At 62.1% G+C, this 16278-nt stretch carries 15 protein-coding genes and 1 tRNA gene; 4 read left to right on the top strand and 12 right to left on the bottom strand.

The genetic code is table 11. The features are described from left to right. Positions 1-308 precede the first annotated feature (308 nt). Together RRB22_09880 and RRB22_09875 are read left to right on the top strand one after the other, a co-directional pair. On the top strand, positions 309-596 hold the full coding sequence (locus RRB22_09880; protein ID MDT8384713.1) for a killer suppression protein: 288 nt from the start codon (positions 309-311) through the stop codon (positions 594-596). Then, positions 589-1713 carry a helix-turn-helix domain-containing protein gene (locus RRB22_09875; GenBank protein MDT8384712.1) on the top strand — a complete coding sequence of 375 codons (1125 nt, stop codon included), beginning with the start codon at positions 589-591 and terminating at the stop codon, positions 1711-1713. The genes RRB22_09880 and RRB22_09875 overlap by 8 nt, the downstream gene beginning before the upstream one ends. Before the next feature lie 25 nt (positions 1714-1738). Here RRB22_09875 and RRB22_09870 read toward each other — a convergent pair whose 3' ends face one another. From RRB22_09870 to atpD, 10 genes are read right to left on the bottom strand one after another with little or no spacing between them, the layout of a single operon-like run. Further along, entirely contained in the window at positions 1739-2644 is a 906-nt protein-coding gene (locus RRB22_09870) for a F0F1 ATP synthase subunit gamma (GenBank protein ID MDT8384711.1), read from the bottom strand. After that, positions 2644-4209: an alternate F1F0 ATPase, F1 subunit alpha gene (locus tag RRB22_09865; protein ID MDT8384710.1), complete on the bottom strand. Its 1566-nt coding sequence runs from the start codon at positions 4207-4209 to the stop codon at positions 2644-2646. The genes RRB22_09870 and RRB22_09865 overlap by 1 nt, the downstream gene beginning before the upstream one ends. A 4-nt stretch (positions 4210-4213) precedes the next feature. Beyond that, positions 4214-4975, bottom strand: a complete 762-nt coding sequence (gene atpF, locus RRB22_09860) for a F0F1 ATP synthase subunit B (GenBank protein ID MDT8384709.1) — start codon at positions 4973-4975, stop codon at positions 4214-4216. Positions 4976-4978: 3 nt separating this feature from the next. Further along, positions 4979-5260: a F0F1 ATP synthase subunit C gene (locus RRB22_09855; protein ID MDT8384708.1), complete on the bottom strand. Its 282-nt coding sequence runs from the start codon at positions 5258-5260 to the stop codon at positions 4979-4981. Between the two features lie 14 nt (positions 5261-5274). Beyond that, entirely contained in the window at positions 5275-6003 is a 729-nt protein-coding gene (locus tag RRB22_09850) for a F0F1 ATP synthase subunit A (protein ID MDT8384707.1), read from the bottom strand. Continuing rightward, positions 6000-6299, bottom strand: coding sequence for an ATP synthase subunit I (locus tag RRB22_09845; protein MDT8384706.1), 300 nt, complete (start codon positions 6297-6299; stop codon positions 6000-6002). Before RRB22_09845 ends, RRB22_09850 begins: the two co-directional genes overlap by 4 nt. Then, complete coding sequence (locus tag RRB22_09840; GenBank protein MDT8384705.1) at positions 6296-7540, bottom strand: cation:proton antiporter; 1245 nt, start codon at positions 7538-7540, stop codon at positions 6296-6298. The genes RRB22_09845 and RRB22_09840 overlap by 4 nt, the downstream gene beginning before the upstream one ends. Then, positions 7533-7847 carry an AtpZ/AtpI family protein gene (locus tag RRB22_09835; protein ID MDT8384704.1) on the bottom strand — a complete coding sequence of 105 codons (315 nt, stop codon included), beginning with the start codon at positions 7845-7847 and terminating at the stop codon, positions 7533-7535. The genes RRB22_09840 and RRB22_09835 overlap by 8 nt, the downstream gene beginning before the upstream one ends. Then, complete coding sequence (locus tag RRB22_09830; protein MDT8384703.1) at positions 7840-8235, bottom strand: F0F1 ATP synthase subunit epsilon; 396 nt, start codon at positions 8233-8235, stop codon at positions 7840-7842. Before RRB22_09830 ends, RRB22_09835 begins: the two co-directional genes overlap by 8 nt. A gap of 19 nt (positions 8236-8254) precedes the next feature. Next, positions 8255-9697, bottom strand: coding sequence for a F0F1 ATP synthase subunit beta (gene atpD / locus RRB22_09825; protein MDT8384702.1), 1443 nt, complete (start codon positions 9695-9697; stop codon positions 8255-8257). A 531-nt stretch (positions 9698-10228) separates the two neighbouring features. Here atpD and tal point away from each other — a divergent pair. Both tal and RRB22_09815 read left to right on the top strand, forming a co-directional pair. Then, positions 10229-11341: a transaldolase gene (tal, locus tag RRB22_09820; protein MDT8384701.1), complete on the top strand. Its 1113-nt coding sequence runs from the start codon at positions 10229-10231 to the stop codon at positions 11339-11341. Positions 11342-11544: 203 nt separating this feature from the next. Next, positions 11545-12195: a PRC-barrel domain-containing protein gene (locus tag RRB22_09815; GenBank protein MDT8384700.1), complete on the top strand. Its 651-nt coding sequence runs from the start codon at positions 11545-11547 to the stop codon at positions 12193-12195. A gap of 287 nt (positions 12196-12482) precedes the next feature. Here RRB22_09815 and RRB22_09810 read toward each other — a convergent pair whose 3' ends face one another. Continuing rightward, the gene (locus RRB22_09810) at positions 12483-15653 is read right to left on the bottom strand and encodes a DEAD/DEAH box helicase (GenBank protein ID MDT8384699.1); all 3171 of its coding nucleotides are present in this window, start codon (positions 15651-15653) and stop codon (positions 12483-12485) included. A gap of 403 nt (positions 15654-16056) precedes the next feature. After that, positions 16057-16143, bottom strand: a tRNA-Leu gene (locus tag RRB22_09805). Positions 16144-16278 lie beyond the last annotated feature (135 nt).

Here is a 16278-nt window from a genome sequence, read left to right as displayed (position 1 = left end):
TACGGCACGGGCAACAGGTGACGGAAGAAGAACTGCTTACCGTCAGATTCAGGATCATATGAACGGGTGAGCGGGGCAGGGAGTAATGTGCGGCCCTGGGGGCGCGCCAACTCGCCATATAGCGGTAAAACATGTAAAAACGTTATGAGATCTCCGATCGGAGTTCAGCAGACAGCAGCCATGCCACCGATAGCCAATTAGCTATGGATATAAAAATAAAAATATATTAACCTGATAGGTAAGTTAAATTTGTAAATATCGATTTTGTCAGCAAAAAGCTGCAAAAGCAGTTCAACGAAGAAAAGGCGATGCTCAAGGCCTTCGGGCAACAGCGCGCAAAGCGAATCAAGGTGGTGATGACGGCGTTACGGGCGGCCCCGAATCTGGGCATTTTTGCCCCGCCCTATAGCCCGCCGCACCGGTGCCATGAACTGACGGGCAAGCGAAAAGGCACGCTCAGCCTGGATCTGGACGGCCCGTACCGGCTGATTATCCAGCCGCTGCACAACCCGCTACCGGAGCGGCCGGAAGGCGGACTGGATTGGCACCGTATCACCGCCATCAAGATATTAGGTATTGAGGATACCCATGGATAACACCGCAATTAACCAATATACGCCTGACTACACGGTAACCCCCGGCGAGGTGCTGGAGTACGAGCTCGACCTGCGCAAGATGAGCAGGACGGAGCTGGCCAAACGCACAGGCCTGAGTGAAAAGCACATCATCGCCATCCTCAAGGGTAAGGGCACCATCATCATTACCCCGGAAACCGCTATCAAGCTGGAGCGCGCCCTGGGTATGCCGGTGGACTACTGGCTCAATCTGGAGGCCCACTACCAGGAGACTCGTGCGCGCCTGGTCGAAGGGGCACAACTGGAAAAAGACCTCGGCTGGCTCAAACGCATCCCGGTCAATGCCATGGCCAAGATGGGCTGGTTGAAAAAACACAAGGACCAGAAACAGCAACTGGACGAAGTGCTGTGCTTTTTCGGCATCGCCAGCGTGGAACAGTGGGACGACATCTGGCCGAATGTGGGCGTCGCCTATCGCCAGCACAACAAACACGAAATCTTCGCCGAGGCCGTCTCCGCCTGGCTGCGCAAGGGCGAGCTGGAAGCCGCCGCCATTCAGTGCAAACCATTTGATAAAGCTGCCTTTCGCCAAGTGCTGGACGAGGCCCGTGTCCTCACAGCAGAAACAAACTCCGCGCACTTCGTACCCGCCTTGCAGCAGCGCTGCGCCGAAGCTGGCGTGGCGGTCGTCTTCATCCCGTGCTTACCCAAGACCGGCGTCAGCGGAGCAACCCGCTGGGTGAATCCAAACAAGGCCATCATCCAGCTCAGTCTGCGCTACAAGACCAACGATCACCTCTGGTTCACCTTTTTCCATGAGGCCGGGCATATCCTGCTGCATGGAAAGAAAGAGCTCTTCATTGAAGGCGCAAATGGCATGGATGACGAAAAGGAGACGCAAGCCAACACCTTTGCTGAACAGGAACTGCTACCGAGAAAGGCCTTCAAGACCTTTGCCGCACAAGCGCCGTTCAGTAAAGCGGCTATCTGCCAATTTGCACAGGAAGTGGGTATTGCGCCAGGGATCGTGGTGGGGCAACTGCAACATAAGGGGCTGTTGCCGCAAACACACTGCAACGATTTGAAGATCACGTACAAGCCCCATGACATCGAAAAACTGCGCGGTAGTGAAGGGTAGTTCCATCTGTTCGCTCACGTGTCTCTCAGGTGGTTTTTGTGGTGATCGCCTCGAAGCCCGAGACCACGTCCAGCAGTTCGGAGGTGATTACGCTCTGGCGGGCGCGGCGGAAGGTCATGGTCACCTCGTCCAGCCGTTCATCGAGGTTGCGCTGCGCGGCCTGCATGGCGGCGAGGCGGCTGGCGTGTTCGCTGGCCTGGGATTCGGCGCAGGCACGGAACAGGGTGACAAACAGGTATTGGCGCAACAGGTGGCTGAGGAGGCGTTCGCGGTCCATGCTGAAGGTGGGCAGGCTGCGCGAGGGCCAGGGGCCGCTGTTCAGCTGCTGAAAGCGTTGCAGGTTGAGGGGCAGCAGTTCGAGGGTGGTGGGTTGATACGCCCGGCTGCTGGTGTGGCGGTTGTAGAACAGATAGACGTAATGGACACCGGCTTGCTCGCGCCATTCGTCGACCTTGAGCAGGATCTGCTGCACGGTGGCGGTGATCCGTTCGGCCGAGCCGGGCACCATGAAATCCTCTTCGATGGCCTGGCCGGCCTGTTCCAGGCTGGCGGCGACGCGGGCGCCCACCGCGAGGATCAGGCGCTGGTCCGGCGCCGGGGCGCTGGCGTCCAGGTGGGCCAGGGCGTGTTGGGTGATCTCCTCGTTGAAGCGGCCGCACAGGCCGTGGTCCGAACCGAAGACGATGGCGGCCTGGCGTGGGGGGGGCTGCGGGGAGTGGCGTGACGGCGGGACGGGCGCGGGCGGTGACTGCATGTCCTTCACCACCACGTAGAGCCCGCGCTCCACGGTCTGCGAGTAGCCGCGGAGGGCGATGACCGCCTGCTCGTATTGGCGGATGCTGGCCGCCGACAGCGCCTTCATGGTCTTGACGATGGTGCGCAGCTCGTCGAGGCTGTCCAGCTGTCGGTGCAGATGTTCGAGGGATTCCATCAGCCGGCTGCCGGTGTCTCGTCTGTTGTTTCGTCTGTTGTCTCATCTGCTGTCTCGTCCTGCCACGGCCCCAGCGCCGCTTTCACTACTTCCAGCACCTGTTGCCACTGCCCGTCATCCAGCCGCTCGCCGGCCTCCATCGCCTCGCACAGCCCGGGCAGTTCCACCAGCACCCGTTGCTGGATCGCGGTCTCGGCCGCCGCGATCTGGTCCAGCGGCAGGGCGTCCAGCAGGCCGGCGTTGACCGCCCTGAGCACGGCCATTTGCTCGCTGGCGCGCAGGGGATGGTGCTCGCCCTGTTTCAGGACCTCGCGTACCCGGCGGCCGTGCTCGATGGTGGCGCGGGTGTCCTTGTCCAGGCGGGTGGCGAAGCGGGCAAAGGTCTCCAGCTCCTCGAACTGGGAATAGGACAGGCGCAGATCGCCGGCAACACTGCGAAAGGCCGGGTACTGGGCCTTGCCGCCGACCCGCGACACCGATTTGCCGACGTCGATGGCCGGCAGCATGCCCTTGTGAAACAGGTTCGGTGAGAGGTAGATCTGGCCGTCGGTGATGGAGATCACGTTGGTGGGGATGTAGGCCGAGATGTCCTGGGCCTGGGTTTCGATGATCGGCAGGGCGGTCAGCGAGCCGCCGCCGCGCGCCTCGCTGAGGTGGGTGGCGCGTTCCAGCAGCCGGGAATGGATATAGAAGATGTCGCCCGGATAGGCCTCGCGCCCCGGCGGCCGGCGCAGCAGCAGCGACAGCTCGCGATAGGCGCGGGCGTGGCGGGTCAGGTCATCGTAGACGATGAGCACGTCGCGGCCCTGTTCCATGAAGTACTCGGCCATGCTGGTGGCCGCATAGGGGGTGATGAAGCGCAGCCCCGGCGGGTCCTCGTCCGAGGCTACCACGATGATGGTGTTGTCGAGGGCATCGTGCCGGCGCAGGGTGTCCACCACGCGGGCCACGGCGGTGCCGCGCTGGCCGATGGCGCAGTAGATGCAGATCACCCCCCTGTCGCGCTGATTGATGATGGTGTCGATGGCCACCGAGGTCTTGCCGGTCTGGCGGTCGCCGACGATGAGTTCGCGCTGGCCGCGGCCGATGGGGATAAGGGCGTCGATGGTCTTGATGCCGGTCTCCAGCGGCACCGTGACCGGCGAGCGGTCGATGATGGGGGGGGCCGGGCGCTCAATGGGCCGACGCTCGCCGGTCGGCAGCGGCTTGCCGTTGTCGAGCACCCGCCCGGTGGCGTCGATCACCCGCCCCAGCAGGGCCTTGCCGATCGGCGTGTCGGCCTCGCGCCCGGTGCCGCTGGCCTCCATGCCGGCCACCAGCTGGTCGCTGTTACCCAGCAGGACCACCCCGATGGCGTCGGGCTCCAGGTTGATGGCCACCCCCAGCAGGCCATCCCCGAAGCGCACCAGCTCATCGGAGCCGAGGCCGGGCAGCCCCCTGACCTGCGCGATCCCGCCGCCGACCTGGATGACGATGCCGGTCTCGTGGCGGCGCAAGGTCGGCGAGGTTTGCGCGATGGTCCGGCGCAGGGTGCCGATGGTGTCGTCCAGGAGTTGTTGTAACACGCTTTCAGTCCTGCGTCGTTTCGAGGGGCGCGAAGGCGTCTTGCATGCGCGTGCCCAGTTGTTCGAGATAGGCGGCCAGATTCCAGCCCAGCCGCTGTTCGCCACGGCTGAGTTCGATGCCGCAGAGCAGGGCCGGCGACTGGCTGTATTCCACCGCGACGTCGTCCGCCAGATGGTCGTGCACGGCACGGGTGAGCCGTCCGCGCAGCGGGGCGTCCAGCGCCTGCGCACTGCTGATGCGAATCGGTCCGGCCGTCGCCGCCAGGGACTGGCGATCCTCCCCGTCCAGCGACTTCAGCCGGTGGATGAACACCTCGATCATCTGTTCCTCCAGCGGGCTATCCGCCAGATCGGCCAGCGCCTTGCGCGCGATCTCCTGGATCGTGGTGGCGGTCTCCTCGCGCAGTTGCAGGAGGAACTCCTTTTGTTCCTGGCGGACCTGGGCCTGCCAGTCCTCGCGGAGTCTGGCGACCTCCTCGCGGGCCTCGTGCAGCAGTTGGCGTTTCTGCTGTTCGGTCTGCGCATGGGCCTCGTCCAGCATCGCCTCGCGCTGCTCTGCGAGCTCGCGCTGCCGGTCCTGATACTGCTGCCGTTGTTGCGCCGCCTGCTGTTCGCGCTGCTCTGCCTCGTTCAGGCGGTCGGCAATGCGTTGCTCGCGGCGTTCCATGGCGAGGATGACCGGCTGATACAGAAAATGTTTCAGCAGCCAGACCAGGACCAGAAAATTGATGATCTGCGCCGAGACCGTGATCCAGTCGATGCTCATCGCTCAGCCCCCCGCCGCCGCGGCGATGACATGATCCCAGAAGGGGTTGGCAAAGATCAGGATCATCGCGACCACAAAACAGTAGATCGCAGTGGACTCGACCATCGCCAGGCCGACGAACAGGGTGCGGGTGATGGTGGCGGATTCGTCCGGCTGCTGGGCGATGGCGCTCAGGGCCTGGGCCACCGCGCGGCCCTCGCCGAGCGCCGGGCCGATGGAGCCGATGGCGATGGTCAGGCCCGCCGTGATGATGGAAATCATGCCGATGAGGGAAATGCTGTCCATGAGTGACTCCTTGGTCAATGGTCTGTGTGGGAAGGGTCTGAGTGGGAAGAGGGCGGGGTGTTCACGGTGGTTTTTTCCGCGTGGGCCGATGTCGCCGAGGCGATGTACACCATGGCCAGGATGGCGAAGATGTAGGCCTGGATCATGCCGGTCAGCAGCCCCAGCAGCTGCATGACCACGGGGAAAAGATAGGGCGTCAGGCTGAGCAGGATGGCGACGATCACCGTGCCGCTCATGATGTTGCCGTACAGGCGCACCGCCATGGCGATGGTGCGCGACAGCTCGCCGATGATATTAAAGGGCAGCATCAGCACCGTGGGTTTCAGGTAATGGCTCAGATAGGCCCGCGGCCCCTCGTAGGCGATGCCGAACAGCGGTACCGCGATAAACACGCAGAGGGCCAGCGCGGTGGTGGTCGACAGCGAGCCCGTGGGCGCCATGTAACCCGGCACCACGTTGAGCAGATTGGCCATGGCGATAAACAGAAACAGGCTGCCGACGAAGGGCAGATAGCGTCCCGGATGCTGGTGGGTGACCTCCCTGATTTGCTCGCGTATGCCCACCACCAGCACCTCCAGCAGGTTCTGCCAGCGCGACAGCTCGGTGCCGCTGGCGAGGCGGCGGGTCACCGCCCAGGCGATGAGGGTCAGCAGGGCCATCACCAGCCAGCTGAAGACGATGGTGGCATTGAGCGCAAACGGCCCCCACTGCCAGAAGATGATGCTGTCGGGGCTGATGGTCATGGTTTCGATCTCTGCGCTTTGAGGTCAGCCGGTCGCCGCTGCCGGGTAATGAGCAGCCGCGCCAGGGTAAAGCCCGCGACGGCGGCGAGCAGTAGCGTCCAGTCTCCCTGGCGGGCGAGCAGAAAGAACCCCACCAGCACCAGGCCGAAGCGCAGCAGCAGACTGCCCAGCATCCACACGATGGGGTGGCGGGTCTGTTCGAGACGCCGGACCGTGATCCACAGCCCCTGAAAAAACACCAGGCCGAGCAGGGCGCCGAGAATGGCCGAGAGGATGAGTGAGAACGGACTGATCATGGGCGCTTCTTTTTATGTGGACGGCTATGTGGATTATGTGGAGAGCTGTGTGGCTGGGTCGTATCGATATCGCCGACGTGGATCAGGGTCCAGCGGGTGGCCACCGGGCCGATGAGCTCAAACACCACGGTTGCGCCGAGCACCACCGGCAGGATGACATTCTTGATCTCCGGAAACCGCTGGCTGGCGAGCAGGGCCATGCCGATCGCCACCCCCGCCTGGGGTAACAGGGCCAGACCGATCCAGCGGCGGGTGGTGGTATCGACGCCGACCAGCTGCCCGCCCAGTCGTGTGCCCAGCAGTCGACCTGCAATCCGCAGGCCGATATAGGCGGTGGCCAACAGGCCGGCCTGGGACAGCGCGCTCAGGTCCAGCTCGGCCCCCGCCAGCAGGAAGAACAGGATCAGGAACGGCCATTCGATGCCTTCGATGGCATTAAAGGGACGGTCGTGGTGTTTGGCCAGGTTGGCGACCACGGCACCCAGCACCATGGCGGCCAGAATATAGGAGACCTCGGCCCACACGGCGATGCCGGCACAGAGCAACACCAGCCCCAGTGCCTCTGCCTGGGTCGGTTCCCCCGGGCGGATGCGTCCGGTGAGATAGGCCATGGGCAAGCCCACCAGCCCCCCCACCAGGACGGCGCCGCCGATCTCCCAGGCCCCGATCCGGAGAACCTCCCACCATTCACCGCCCTGGCCACCGAGCGCCTGGGCCAGGGTCAGAAGCACACTGAACATTAGCAGTCCCCAGACATCATCAATGGCGACGATACCCAGCAGGGTATCGGTGAACCGGCCCCTGGCCCGGTATTCATGCACCACATCCACGGTGGCGGCAGGCGCGGTGGCCGGTGCGATCCCTGCCAGCAGCAGGGCGATGTCGAGGGGAAAACCGAATAACCACAGCACCGAAAATACCAGTAAGGCCGTGAGTATTACCTCCCCCAGGGACATGGCGAGCACCGGTCGGCCCAGCTCAGTGAACCGGGCGCGGGTCATGTTCTGGCCCAGCAGAAAGCCGATCATCGCCAGGGCGATATCCGTGAGTACCGGAAACCACTCGTTGGTGAGGGCCGGCAGCCAGTCGAGCATCGCTGGGCCGATCATGAATCCGCACAGCAACAACAGGGTGACCCTCGGCAGGGGCGTGTGCCGCCCGGCCAGGTCGGCGAGCAGGCCGAGCAGAAACAGCCCGCCAAAGCTGAGCAGGATCGGAACAATGGTGCCGGTCTCAGTCACGCCGGCTCTCCTGCTGGATCCAGTACCAGGCATTGAGGCAGCCGAGGGCGGCCCCGATGAAGAGCAGGGTCAGGGTCCAGGAGGCCGGGCCGGGCCAGCGGCGGTCCAGCCAGAGACCCGCGGCGATGCCGAGCACGGTGGGTATCGCCACCGACCAGCCCACCAGTCCGAACATGCCCAGCCCGAACCAGGCGGCGCGCTTGCCTTTGGCGCGGGCCTGCTGCTTGCGGGCGGCGCGCTGGCCGACCGTCTTGCCGAGGGGTTGCTTGCCGTCGTCGGTCCCCGGTGGGCTGGGTGGCTCAACCATGAAACTTCTCCTGTAGCTCACGAAAGCCGCGCAGGGTGCCGGCCTCCAGCCGGGCCAGGGCGGTGCGGGTCTTGCGCTCGTGCTCATCCAGGGCCAGAAAACGCTCTTCGATCAGGGTCTGCAGGCGATCCAGATCGGTGCCGCGCGCACCGTTGAGGGTGGAGACGGACACCTCGCGGCCGCATTTCACCAGCACGCCCTGGTCAACGGCCACATAGTGCTCGGCGCCGTCCCGGTCGGAAAAATACAGCACCCCCGGCACCAGCGCGGCGACGAAGTCGATGTGCCGCGGCAGCAGGCAGAACTCCCCGTTTTCTGCCTCGGCGACCAGTTTGGTGACCGTCTCATCCACCAGCACCTCGGTCGGCAGCAGCACCTGTAGACGCATGCCTCCCTCCTGGTCGGTCTCACTCATGAGCGGTTTCCGCCTCTGTGTCCTGGGCGGGTTCCGCCGCTGGGAGATCGTCGATGGCGCCGATCATGTACAGGGCCTTTTCGTTCAGCCCGGCAAATTCGCCCGCCAGGATGCGCTCACAGCCCTCGAGGGTCTGGGGCAGGGAGACCAGCCGGCCCGGCTTGCCGGTGAACTGTTCGGTGGTGAAAAACGGCTGGGTCAGAAACCGCTCCAGGCGGCGCGCCTTGCTGACCGTGTCCCGGTCCTGGCGCGAAAGCTCCTCCATGCCGAGCATGGAGATGATGTCCCTGAGGTCCTCGTATTCGGCCAGCGTGCTGCGCACCGCCTGCGCCACCCGGTAATGACGCTCGCCGACAATGCCGGGGGTCAGCATCTTGGAGTCGGTCTGCAGCGGGTCGATGGCCGGGTACAGGCCCTGGCTGGCGCGCTTGCGCGACAACACGATGGAGGCCGACAGGTGGGCGAAGATGTGGGTGGCCGCGGGGTCGGTCAGGTCGTCGGCGGGCACATAGACCGCCTGCACCGAGGTGATGCTGCCGCTGCGCGAGCTGCAGATACGCTCCTCCAGTGCGGCCAGTTCGGTGGCCAGGGTGGGCTGATATCCCACCCGCGAGGGGATGCGGCCCATCAGCCCGGAGACCTCGGTGCCGGATTGGACGAAGCGGAACACGTTGTCGATCAGCAGCAGCACGTCGCGCTTCACCACATCGCGGAAATACTCCGCCACCGTCAGCGCCGCGTGGCCGACCCGAAAGCGCGCCCCCGGGGGTTCGTTCATCTGCCCGTAGATCAATACCGCCTTATCGAGCACCCCCGAATCCTGCATCGCCCGATACATCTCCTCGGCCTCGCGCATGCGTTCGCCGATGCCGCAAAACAGGCTGACCCCTTCGTAGCGCGCCGCCATGTTGTTGATCATCTCGTTGATGACCACGGTCTTGCCCACCCCCGCGCCGCCGAACATCCCCGACTTGCCGCCGCGCTCCAGCGGCGCCAGCAGGTCGATGGCCTTGATGCCGGTTTCGAAGATCTCGGTGCCGGTGGTGCGATCGGCCAGGGGCAATAGCGGCCGATGGATCGGCCAGTGTTCCCTGCTCTCGATCGCGCCCCGGCCGTCGATTGCCTCGCCGAACACGTTCAGCATCCGTCCCAGCAGGGCCTCGCCCACCGGTATCTGCAGCGTGGCGCCCGTGTCCTGCACCGCCATCCCCCGGCTCAGACCACGGGTGGCGTTGAGGGCGATGCAGCGCACGGTTGCGGTGTCCAGATGGGTCTGTACTTCCAGTACCACCCGCAGCCCCATCTGTTCATCCGCGCCTGTGAGCAGCTGGTGATTGCGCGCCGGCAGCGGCGGCGGAAACTGCACATCCACCACGTTGCCGCGGATCGCCACGATCTTTCCCTGCCGTCCATTATGGATATCAGTGTCGCTCATGTTGCCTTGTTGGGTTGCTCGCCGGGTGTCCCGGTCGCCGTTTTGGATGCTCTCTCCTTATTTATAGACGTAACGTGGGCGCAGTGACGGATGCGATGGCTGCCGTACCCTGAGCCTGCTGCACCCTAACGCCGCTGGCATTGCTCTCTGAAAGGGTCGTTATCGATCTCGCGGATTATGGTTACGCGTCGGCAGTTGTGGCGTGCCGATCGGTTGTGATGCCGGCTGGTTTAGCTTTTCGTGTGTTCGTCAGTACACAGCCTGGCACCGGGATAGTCGCTATGTCCTTGGTTTGTGTTCTGCGGTGCGGTTAGCAGGGCTGCTGGTCATCGGTGCCTCCCTGTCCTGTGCCTGTGTGTCCTGGCGCGTCATCCTCGCGCCGGGGCGGGATGGGGTCATTGATATTTTTCAATGCCGGTGCGGCTGGCGGACCCTAGAGTGAATCGGTCAGTGAACCTGAAATAGGCAGTGCAGATCTCGGCAGAATCATCGACGCCAACAACATGCCAATAACAAGAGGTATACATCGCAATGTCAAAGATGCTCACACTGTATAGCGGGTACGGGCAGTCCATATGGCTGGACTATATCGATCGGAACCTGTTGATCCGCGGCGGGCTTAAGGAGTTGGTCGCGCAGGGCCTGCGCGGGGTTACCAGCAACCCCACCATCTTCCACAAGGCGATCGCGCACAGTGAGGATTATGACGATGCCATCCTCGATCTGTTGCAGGCCGACCCTACGCTGGACGCCGAGACCCTTTACCAGTGGCTGACGATCCAGGACGTGCAGATGGCGGCGGATATCCTCAAGCCGGTGTATGTCAGCAGTGGAGGGAAGGACGGCTTTGTCAGCCTGGAGGTGTCGCCGCACGTGGCCTTTGATACCGACGCCACCCTTGAGGCGGCCCGGCACCTGTGGCGCTCGGTGAACCGGCCGAACCTGATGATCAAGGTGCCGGGAACCGAGCCCGGCCTGCCGGCGGTCGAGCACCTGATTGCCGAGGGTATCAACGTCAATGTGACCCTGCTGTTCTCGGTGGAGCGTTATAAGGCGGTGCTGGAGGCCTATCGTCGTGGCCTGTCGCAGAATCCACAACCGCAGTCGGTGGCCTCGGTGGCCTCTTTCTTTGTCAGCCGCATCGATACGGCCGTGGACGCCGCGCTGGATGATATCGGCACGCCGGACGCCATCGCGCTGCAGGGCCGAATCGCCATCGCCAGCGCGAAGATGGCCTATCAGCACTTCCGGGAGATGATGCGTAGCGCGCCGTTCGAGACCGAACACCAACGCGGTGCTCATCCGCAGCGTCCGCTATGGGCCAGCACCAGCACCAAGAACCCGGCCTATGCCACGCTGCTCTACGTGCAACAGTTGGTCGGCCCCGACACCGTAAATACCGTGCCGCCCGAAACCCTGGATGCGCTGGAGGCGAATGGTGAATTGCAGGCCACACTCGATGCCGACAGGGATATCGCCCAGCTCAATCTCAAAACCCTGCAACGCCTCGGCGTCGATCTGGACCAGATCACCCGGCAGCTGGAGCAGGAAGGCGTCAAGAAATTCGCGGACTCCTATGATCAATTGCTGGCGGCGCTGAAACAACGCTGTTTTGTCGCCGCCCGGCAGTATGCCGGTCAGTGAACAGCCGGGTGCTGAATGCTGAGCGCGCAATGTCTAACATTAACTAGGATATTATGAGGGCGGAATTGTTGATCTTGTCGAACTGCGGCCTGTGCCCGGCATTGAAATATTTCAATGCGCCTGTGCGCGGTATCGGTATCTAATATCCGGCAAGTTGGCGGAAAGCCAGCCCTATGGATGCAACTCTTGAATGAGCAGGGCATATGAATCTACTGCAAACGGCAAAGGCGTTGGAAGGCTATAGGCTGGATGCCGTCGATGGTGAGATCGGCGCTGTGGAGGCGTTTTACTTCGATGCCGTGAACTGGGCGGTACGCTATCTCGTGGTCAATATTGGTGGCCATTTTATGGATGGGCGTGTGCTGGTCTCGCCCGTTGCCATCGGTGAGATCGACGCGGACAGCAAAACGATGGATGTCGAACTGACCCGCAGGCAGATCGAAAACAGTCCGCCGGTTAGCACCGCCAGACCGTTATCCCGACAGTATGAGCAAAGCTATTATCACTATTATGGCTGGCCACCCTACTGGGATACGATGCACATCGAGGCCACACCGCCTTTGCGCCGTCCCATCGCTGCGGTGTTGCCTGAGTACCATGAAGAAACCTACCTGCGTGGTACCGCGCAGCTCAAGGGGTATGGCGTCGCGGCACTGGATGGCGACATCGGACGCGTCGAGGATTTCATCATCGACACCCAATACTGGGTGATCCGCTATCTGGATATAGCTGTACGTAACAATTTGTCCGGCAAGCATGTGCTTATTAACGTTAGTTGGGTCGGCCGTGTGAACGGGACAAAGCAAACCGTCTCGGTCGGCATGACCCGCGCGGCAATAAAGAGTGCTGAGTAGGAGGCCAGCCCCTGGCCGATTGTATGCATTGGTGCGATCGTTGAAGCCGAATCGCCGAGAGGGCTCGGCTCCTACAGGGAGGGTGGAACAGCTTCCCCAGTGAAACTCTCATTCTACGTGTGATCTCAACTGGCCGCGTAGGGTGGGCACGTTTTCTGTGCCCACGCGGTATGGGTAAACAGGGCATGAAGGGCATGTTAACGCTGAACCCTCTAATGGCGGCACACCGCCGTGGTTCCGCCCTGTACCCGAAACCACGCCGTGTGATGAATCATTTCAACAGTCTGTTAGCCGGTCAGCGCCAGCGGTGCAAACAGTTCCTGCAAGTCATTGGCGTCGAGTTTCAGGCCTTCACCTTGGTTGCCTTGTTTGTACACACCGTCGGCCAGTGCCTGTTTGCGCGCCTGCATGGCCAGGATTTTTTCTTCCAGCGTGTTTTCGGTAATCAGCTTGTAGACGAATACGGCCTTGTCCTGGCCAATGCGATGGGCGCGGTCGGTGGCCTGGTTTTCAACGGCCGGGTTCCACCAGGGGTCGTAGTGGATGACGGTGTCGGCCTCGGTGAGATTGAGGCCCACGCCGCCGGCCTTGAGGCTGATGAGAAACACGTTGACCTCGCCCTGGCGGAATCGCTCAATGGCGGCGTCACGGTTGCGGGTCTGGCCGGTGAGTTTGGTGTAGCCGATGCCGGCCTCAAGCAAGCGCCGCTCGATGATCGCCAGCATGGTGGTGAATTGGGAAAACAGCAGAATGCGCCGTCCCTCTTCCAGCATCTCCGGCAGCATCTCCATGAGCATGTCGAGTTTGGCGGATTCGCCAACTTTTTTGGCCTGTGCCAGCGGCAGCAATCGCGGATCGCAACACGTCTGGCGCAGCTTCAGCAGAGCGTCGAGGATGGTGATGTGGCTGCGCGCCAGGCCCTTTTTGGCGATGGCGTCGCGCACCTTCTTTTCCATGGACAGGCGAATGCTTTCATAGAGCGCCGCCTGTTTGCCCTCCAGCGCCACCGTGCGCAGGATCTCGGTCTTTGCCGGTAGCTCTTTGATCACATCCGCCTTGCGGCGGCGCAGCATGAAGGGCGCGACCCGTCGCGCCAGGCGCGCGCGTTGTTCGGTATCAGCGTTTTTTTCGATGGGGGTGCGGAAGCGTTGCGTGAACAATTTGCTGTCGCCCAGAAAGCCGGGCATGAGGAAGTCGAACAGCGCCCACAGTTCGCCTAAATGATTCTCCATCGGCGTGCCGGTGAGGCACAGGCGATGACGGGCGCGAATGTCGCGCGCCAGGCGCGCGGCCTTGGCGCGAGGATTTTTGATCACCTGCGCTTCATCGAGGATGAGGTAGTGATACTCGTGCGCGAGCAGGGTTTCGTGATCGCGCGCTAACAAGGGATAGGTGCTGAGTATCACATCGTGACTGTCGATGTCATCGAAGTGTTGTTTCCGTTCGGGGCCGTGTAACACCAGCACCTTGATCGAGGGCGCGAATCGCTGCGCCTCACGGCGCCAGTTGCTCATCAGGCTGGTCGGCGCGATGATCAGGCAGGGCCGGTCCAGGCGTTTCTTGGCTTTTTCCAGCAACAGGTGGGCGAGGGTCTGCACGGTCTTGCCCAGGCCCATGTCGTCGGCCAGTACGCCATTGAATTCGTAAGTGCGCAGAAATTGCAGCCAGCTCAGGCCCTGCTTTTGATATTCGCGCAAATCGGCTTTTAGTGTGCGCGGCGGGGTGACCTGTTTGATGCCGTCGAAATCCTTGAGCTTGCGCCCCAGTGCCCGCAGCGCCTTGCCGCCGCGCCAGCGCATGTCGTGGTTACACGCTTTTTCCAGCTCTGTCAGCCGCGCAGCATCGAAGCGGCTCATGCGTAGCGCACCGTCATCATTCAATGTGCCGGCGTCGTAGAGCTCGTAGAGGGTTTCGCAAATGGGCCGAATACGCTCGGCGGGCAGTTGCAGGTACTGGTTGTCACCCAGGGGTAGTGTCAGAACATCGGGCAGGGTATCGGGTTCGTAGTGATTCAGGGCTTCGGCGATGAGGGGCAACAAGGGCAGTTTGCGTCCCTGGACCTGCAGATCAAAACGCAGATCAAACCAGTCGTTGTTCGACTCGTCGTCCGAGTCGATGTTCACCGCCCAGTTGTCGGCGTGCAGGAATTGCAATTGGAAATCGGGAGCGAACTCCACTTTCCAGCCTTCGGCCTCCAGCCCGGGCAATGTGGTTTCCAGGAACAGCTGCCAGCGTGCGGCGGCGGTCATGAGGTTGTCGGCCCCGCTAACGAAAAATAGGTCACCGTGTTGTTCATCCGCAAACGACTGAAATTCCGCGGCATGGAGTTTTTCCAGCGCCGACTGTTCGGCAGGCAGATCCCGTTGGATAACGATAACTTGCTGGCCATCGACCCGCTTGTGCACGGGTATGGATGGCATAGGCGCCAGCTCATGGCCGGCATAGGCAAAACGCAGGCGCATCATGTGCACGCGTTGGCCGCTGACCGGGTTCTCATCGCTGAACAGGTGCAGATGTGGAATCGGGGGCTGCTGTTGGATGGCAACGGTGTCCAGTTGCAGCGGTGGAGGTAGTGGGGTTTGCGGCAGATCGGTCAGCAGGTGTTGACTGAATTCGGCACTGGCCTTGGCCGGGACAACCACCGGCGCCTCCAGCAACAGCGCCCATTGCCGGGTGGTAAAGTCCGCCCCGCGCAACGGGCCGATGACCCCGGTCTGCGTATCGAGATACAGGGCAGGTTGGCTATTGAGAACCATGGCCTGCGGCACGACGCCGATCTCCAGCCGGCGGTCACCGTGCTTTTCCTCCTGCCAATCGAGCCGCAACTCGCGCGACTCGCCGAAACGTAGCGGAGGGCTCTGCACGTCGGCCCAGAAACACCGGCCGGTATCGAGCATCCTGGAGAGGGCCAGAAAACCCAGCTCGCCGCGCAGGGGATAGGTGCGATAGCCCCATGCGGCTCCCTTCTGGGCCTCGATGAGCCGGCCGATGTCATGATCTTCTTCCTGCGCGTAAGCAGCGGACGAATACCAGCTGGCAAATTGATGCAATTCCGTGCGCCGTCCCTTGCCGATACCGCCGTTTTTCAAGCGGCGGGTGATCAGGAATTCCACGGCCAGCTCGGAAGGCGTCTGCCCCGGGTGCAGGATATAGGCAATGAATTCGACGCCCGTCGCCGTAGCGGGGTTTTCCCCTCGGCCCGCCCGGGCAAATCTCTCCAGCCACTCCAGGCTGGTGTCGCGCACCTCGCGCTCCGTGGAATCTAACGAGGCATGGTAGGCCAGGCAGGCAGCAACGACATGCTTGCAGTTATATTCCACCGGGCAACTGCAATCGCCGTCGATATCGATTGCGCCACCATCCATGCCGGAGATGAGAATCTCCTGCGCATAGGGTGCGCGCCCGCTGCCTTGCACCGTCGCCCGCAACTCCACCAGTGCGTCATTCAATTTCGTCACGGACAGATGCTTCACGCGCCCTTGGTTGAAATAGGCTCGGCCGCGCCTGTAGCTATTTTGATCGAACCAGTATTGAAGGTCGCGGAGTATATGTTTGCGCTGCATTTTGGCTGATTTTCCGATAATCCGATAAAAAGAACTGGCGGCATTCTATCAAAATCAGAGTGCCATTGTCCGTCGCAAAGCAAGGAAGGCAACCCTGGTAACGGTAGGACTCAGAGCCTGTGAAAAAAACGACGGCCGCAGTAGGCCGACGGTTTTTTCACAGGCTCTCGCTGGTATGGTCGGAACAACACGGCTTTTCGTAGCACTAAACAGCAACCACAGGGCGTCGGGCTTGATCGCGAAAGGCGATTAAACCGATGTGTAGTTGTGTTTGGGACGGTCTGGATGTATTAAAAAATGGTGCCCAGGAGAGGACTTGAACCTCCACGGGGTTTCCCCCACTAGCACCTGAAGCTAGCGTGTATACCAATTTCACCACCTGGGCATGGTTGGCGCGCAATCCCCGAGAGGGCCTGGCGACGACCGGCGGCAACTCTACCGATAGATGCATTTGTTGTCAATCGCCAGCCTTGTCCAATATGAAATGAGTCTGAAGGAGGGGGTATATTTCTACTATGAA

The sequence above is a fragment of the Gammaproteobacteria bacterium genome, assembly GCA_032250735.1.
Classification (GTDB): domain Bacteria; phylum Pseudomonadota; class Gammaproteobacteria; order SZUA-152; family SZUA-152; genus SZUA-152.
The sequence above is the reverse complement of the archived record's forward strand: the minus strand, read 5'-3'. Positions and strand labels throughout refer to the sequence as shown.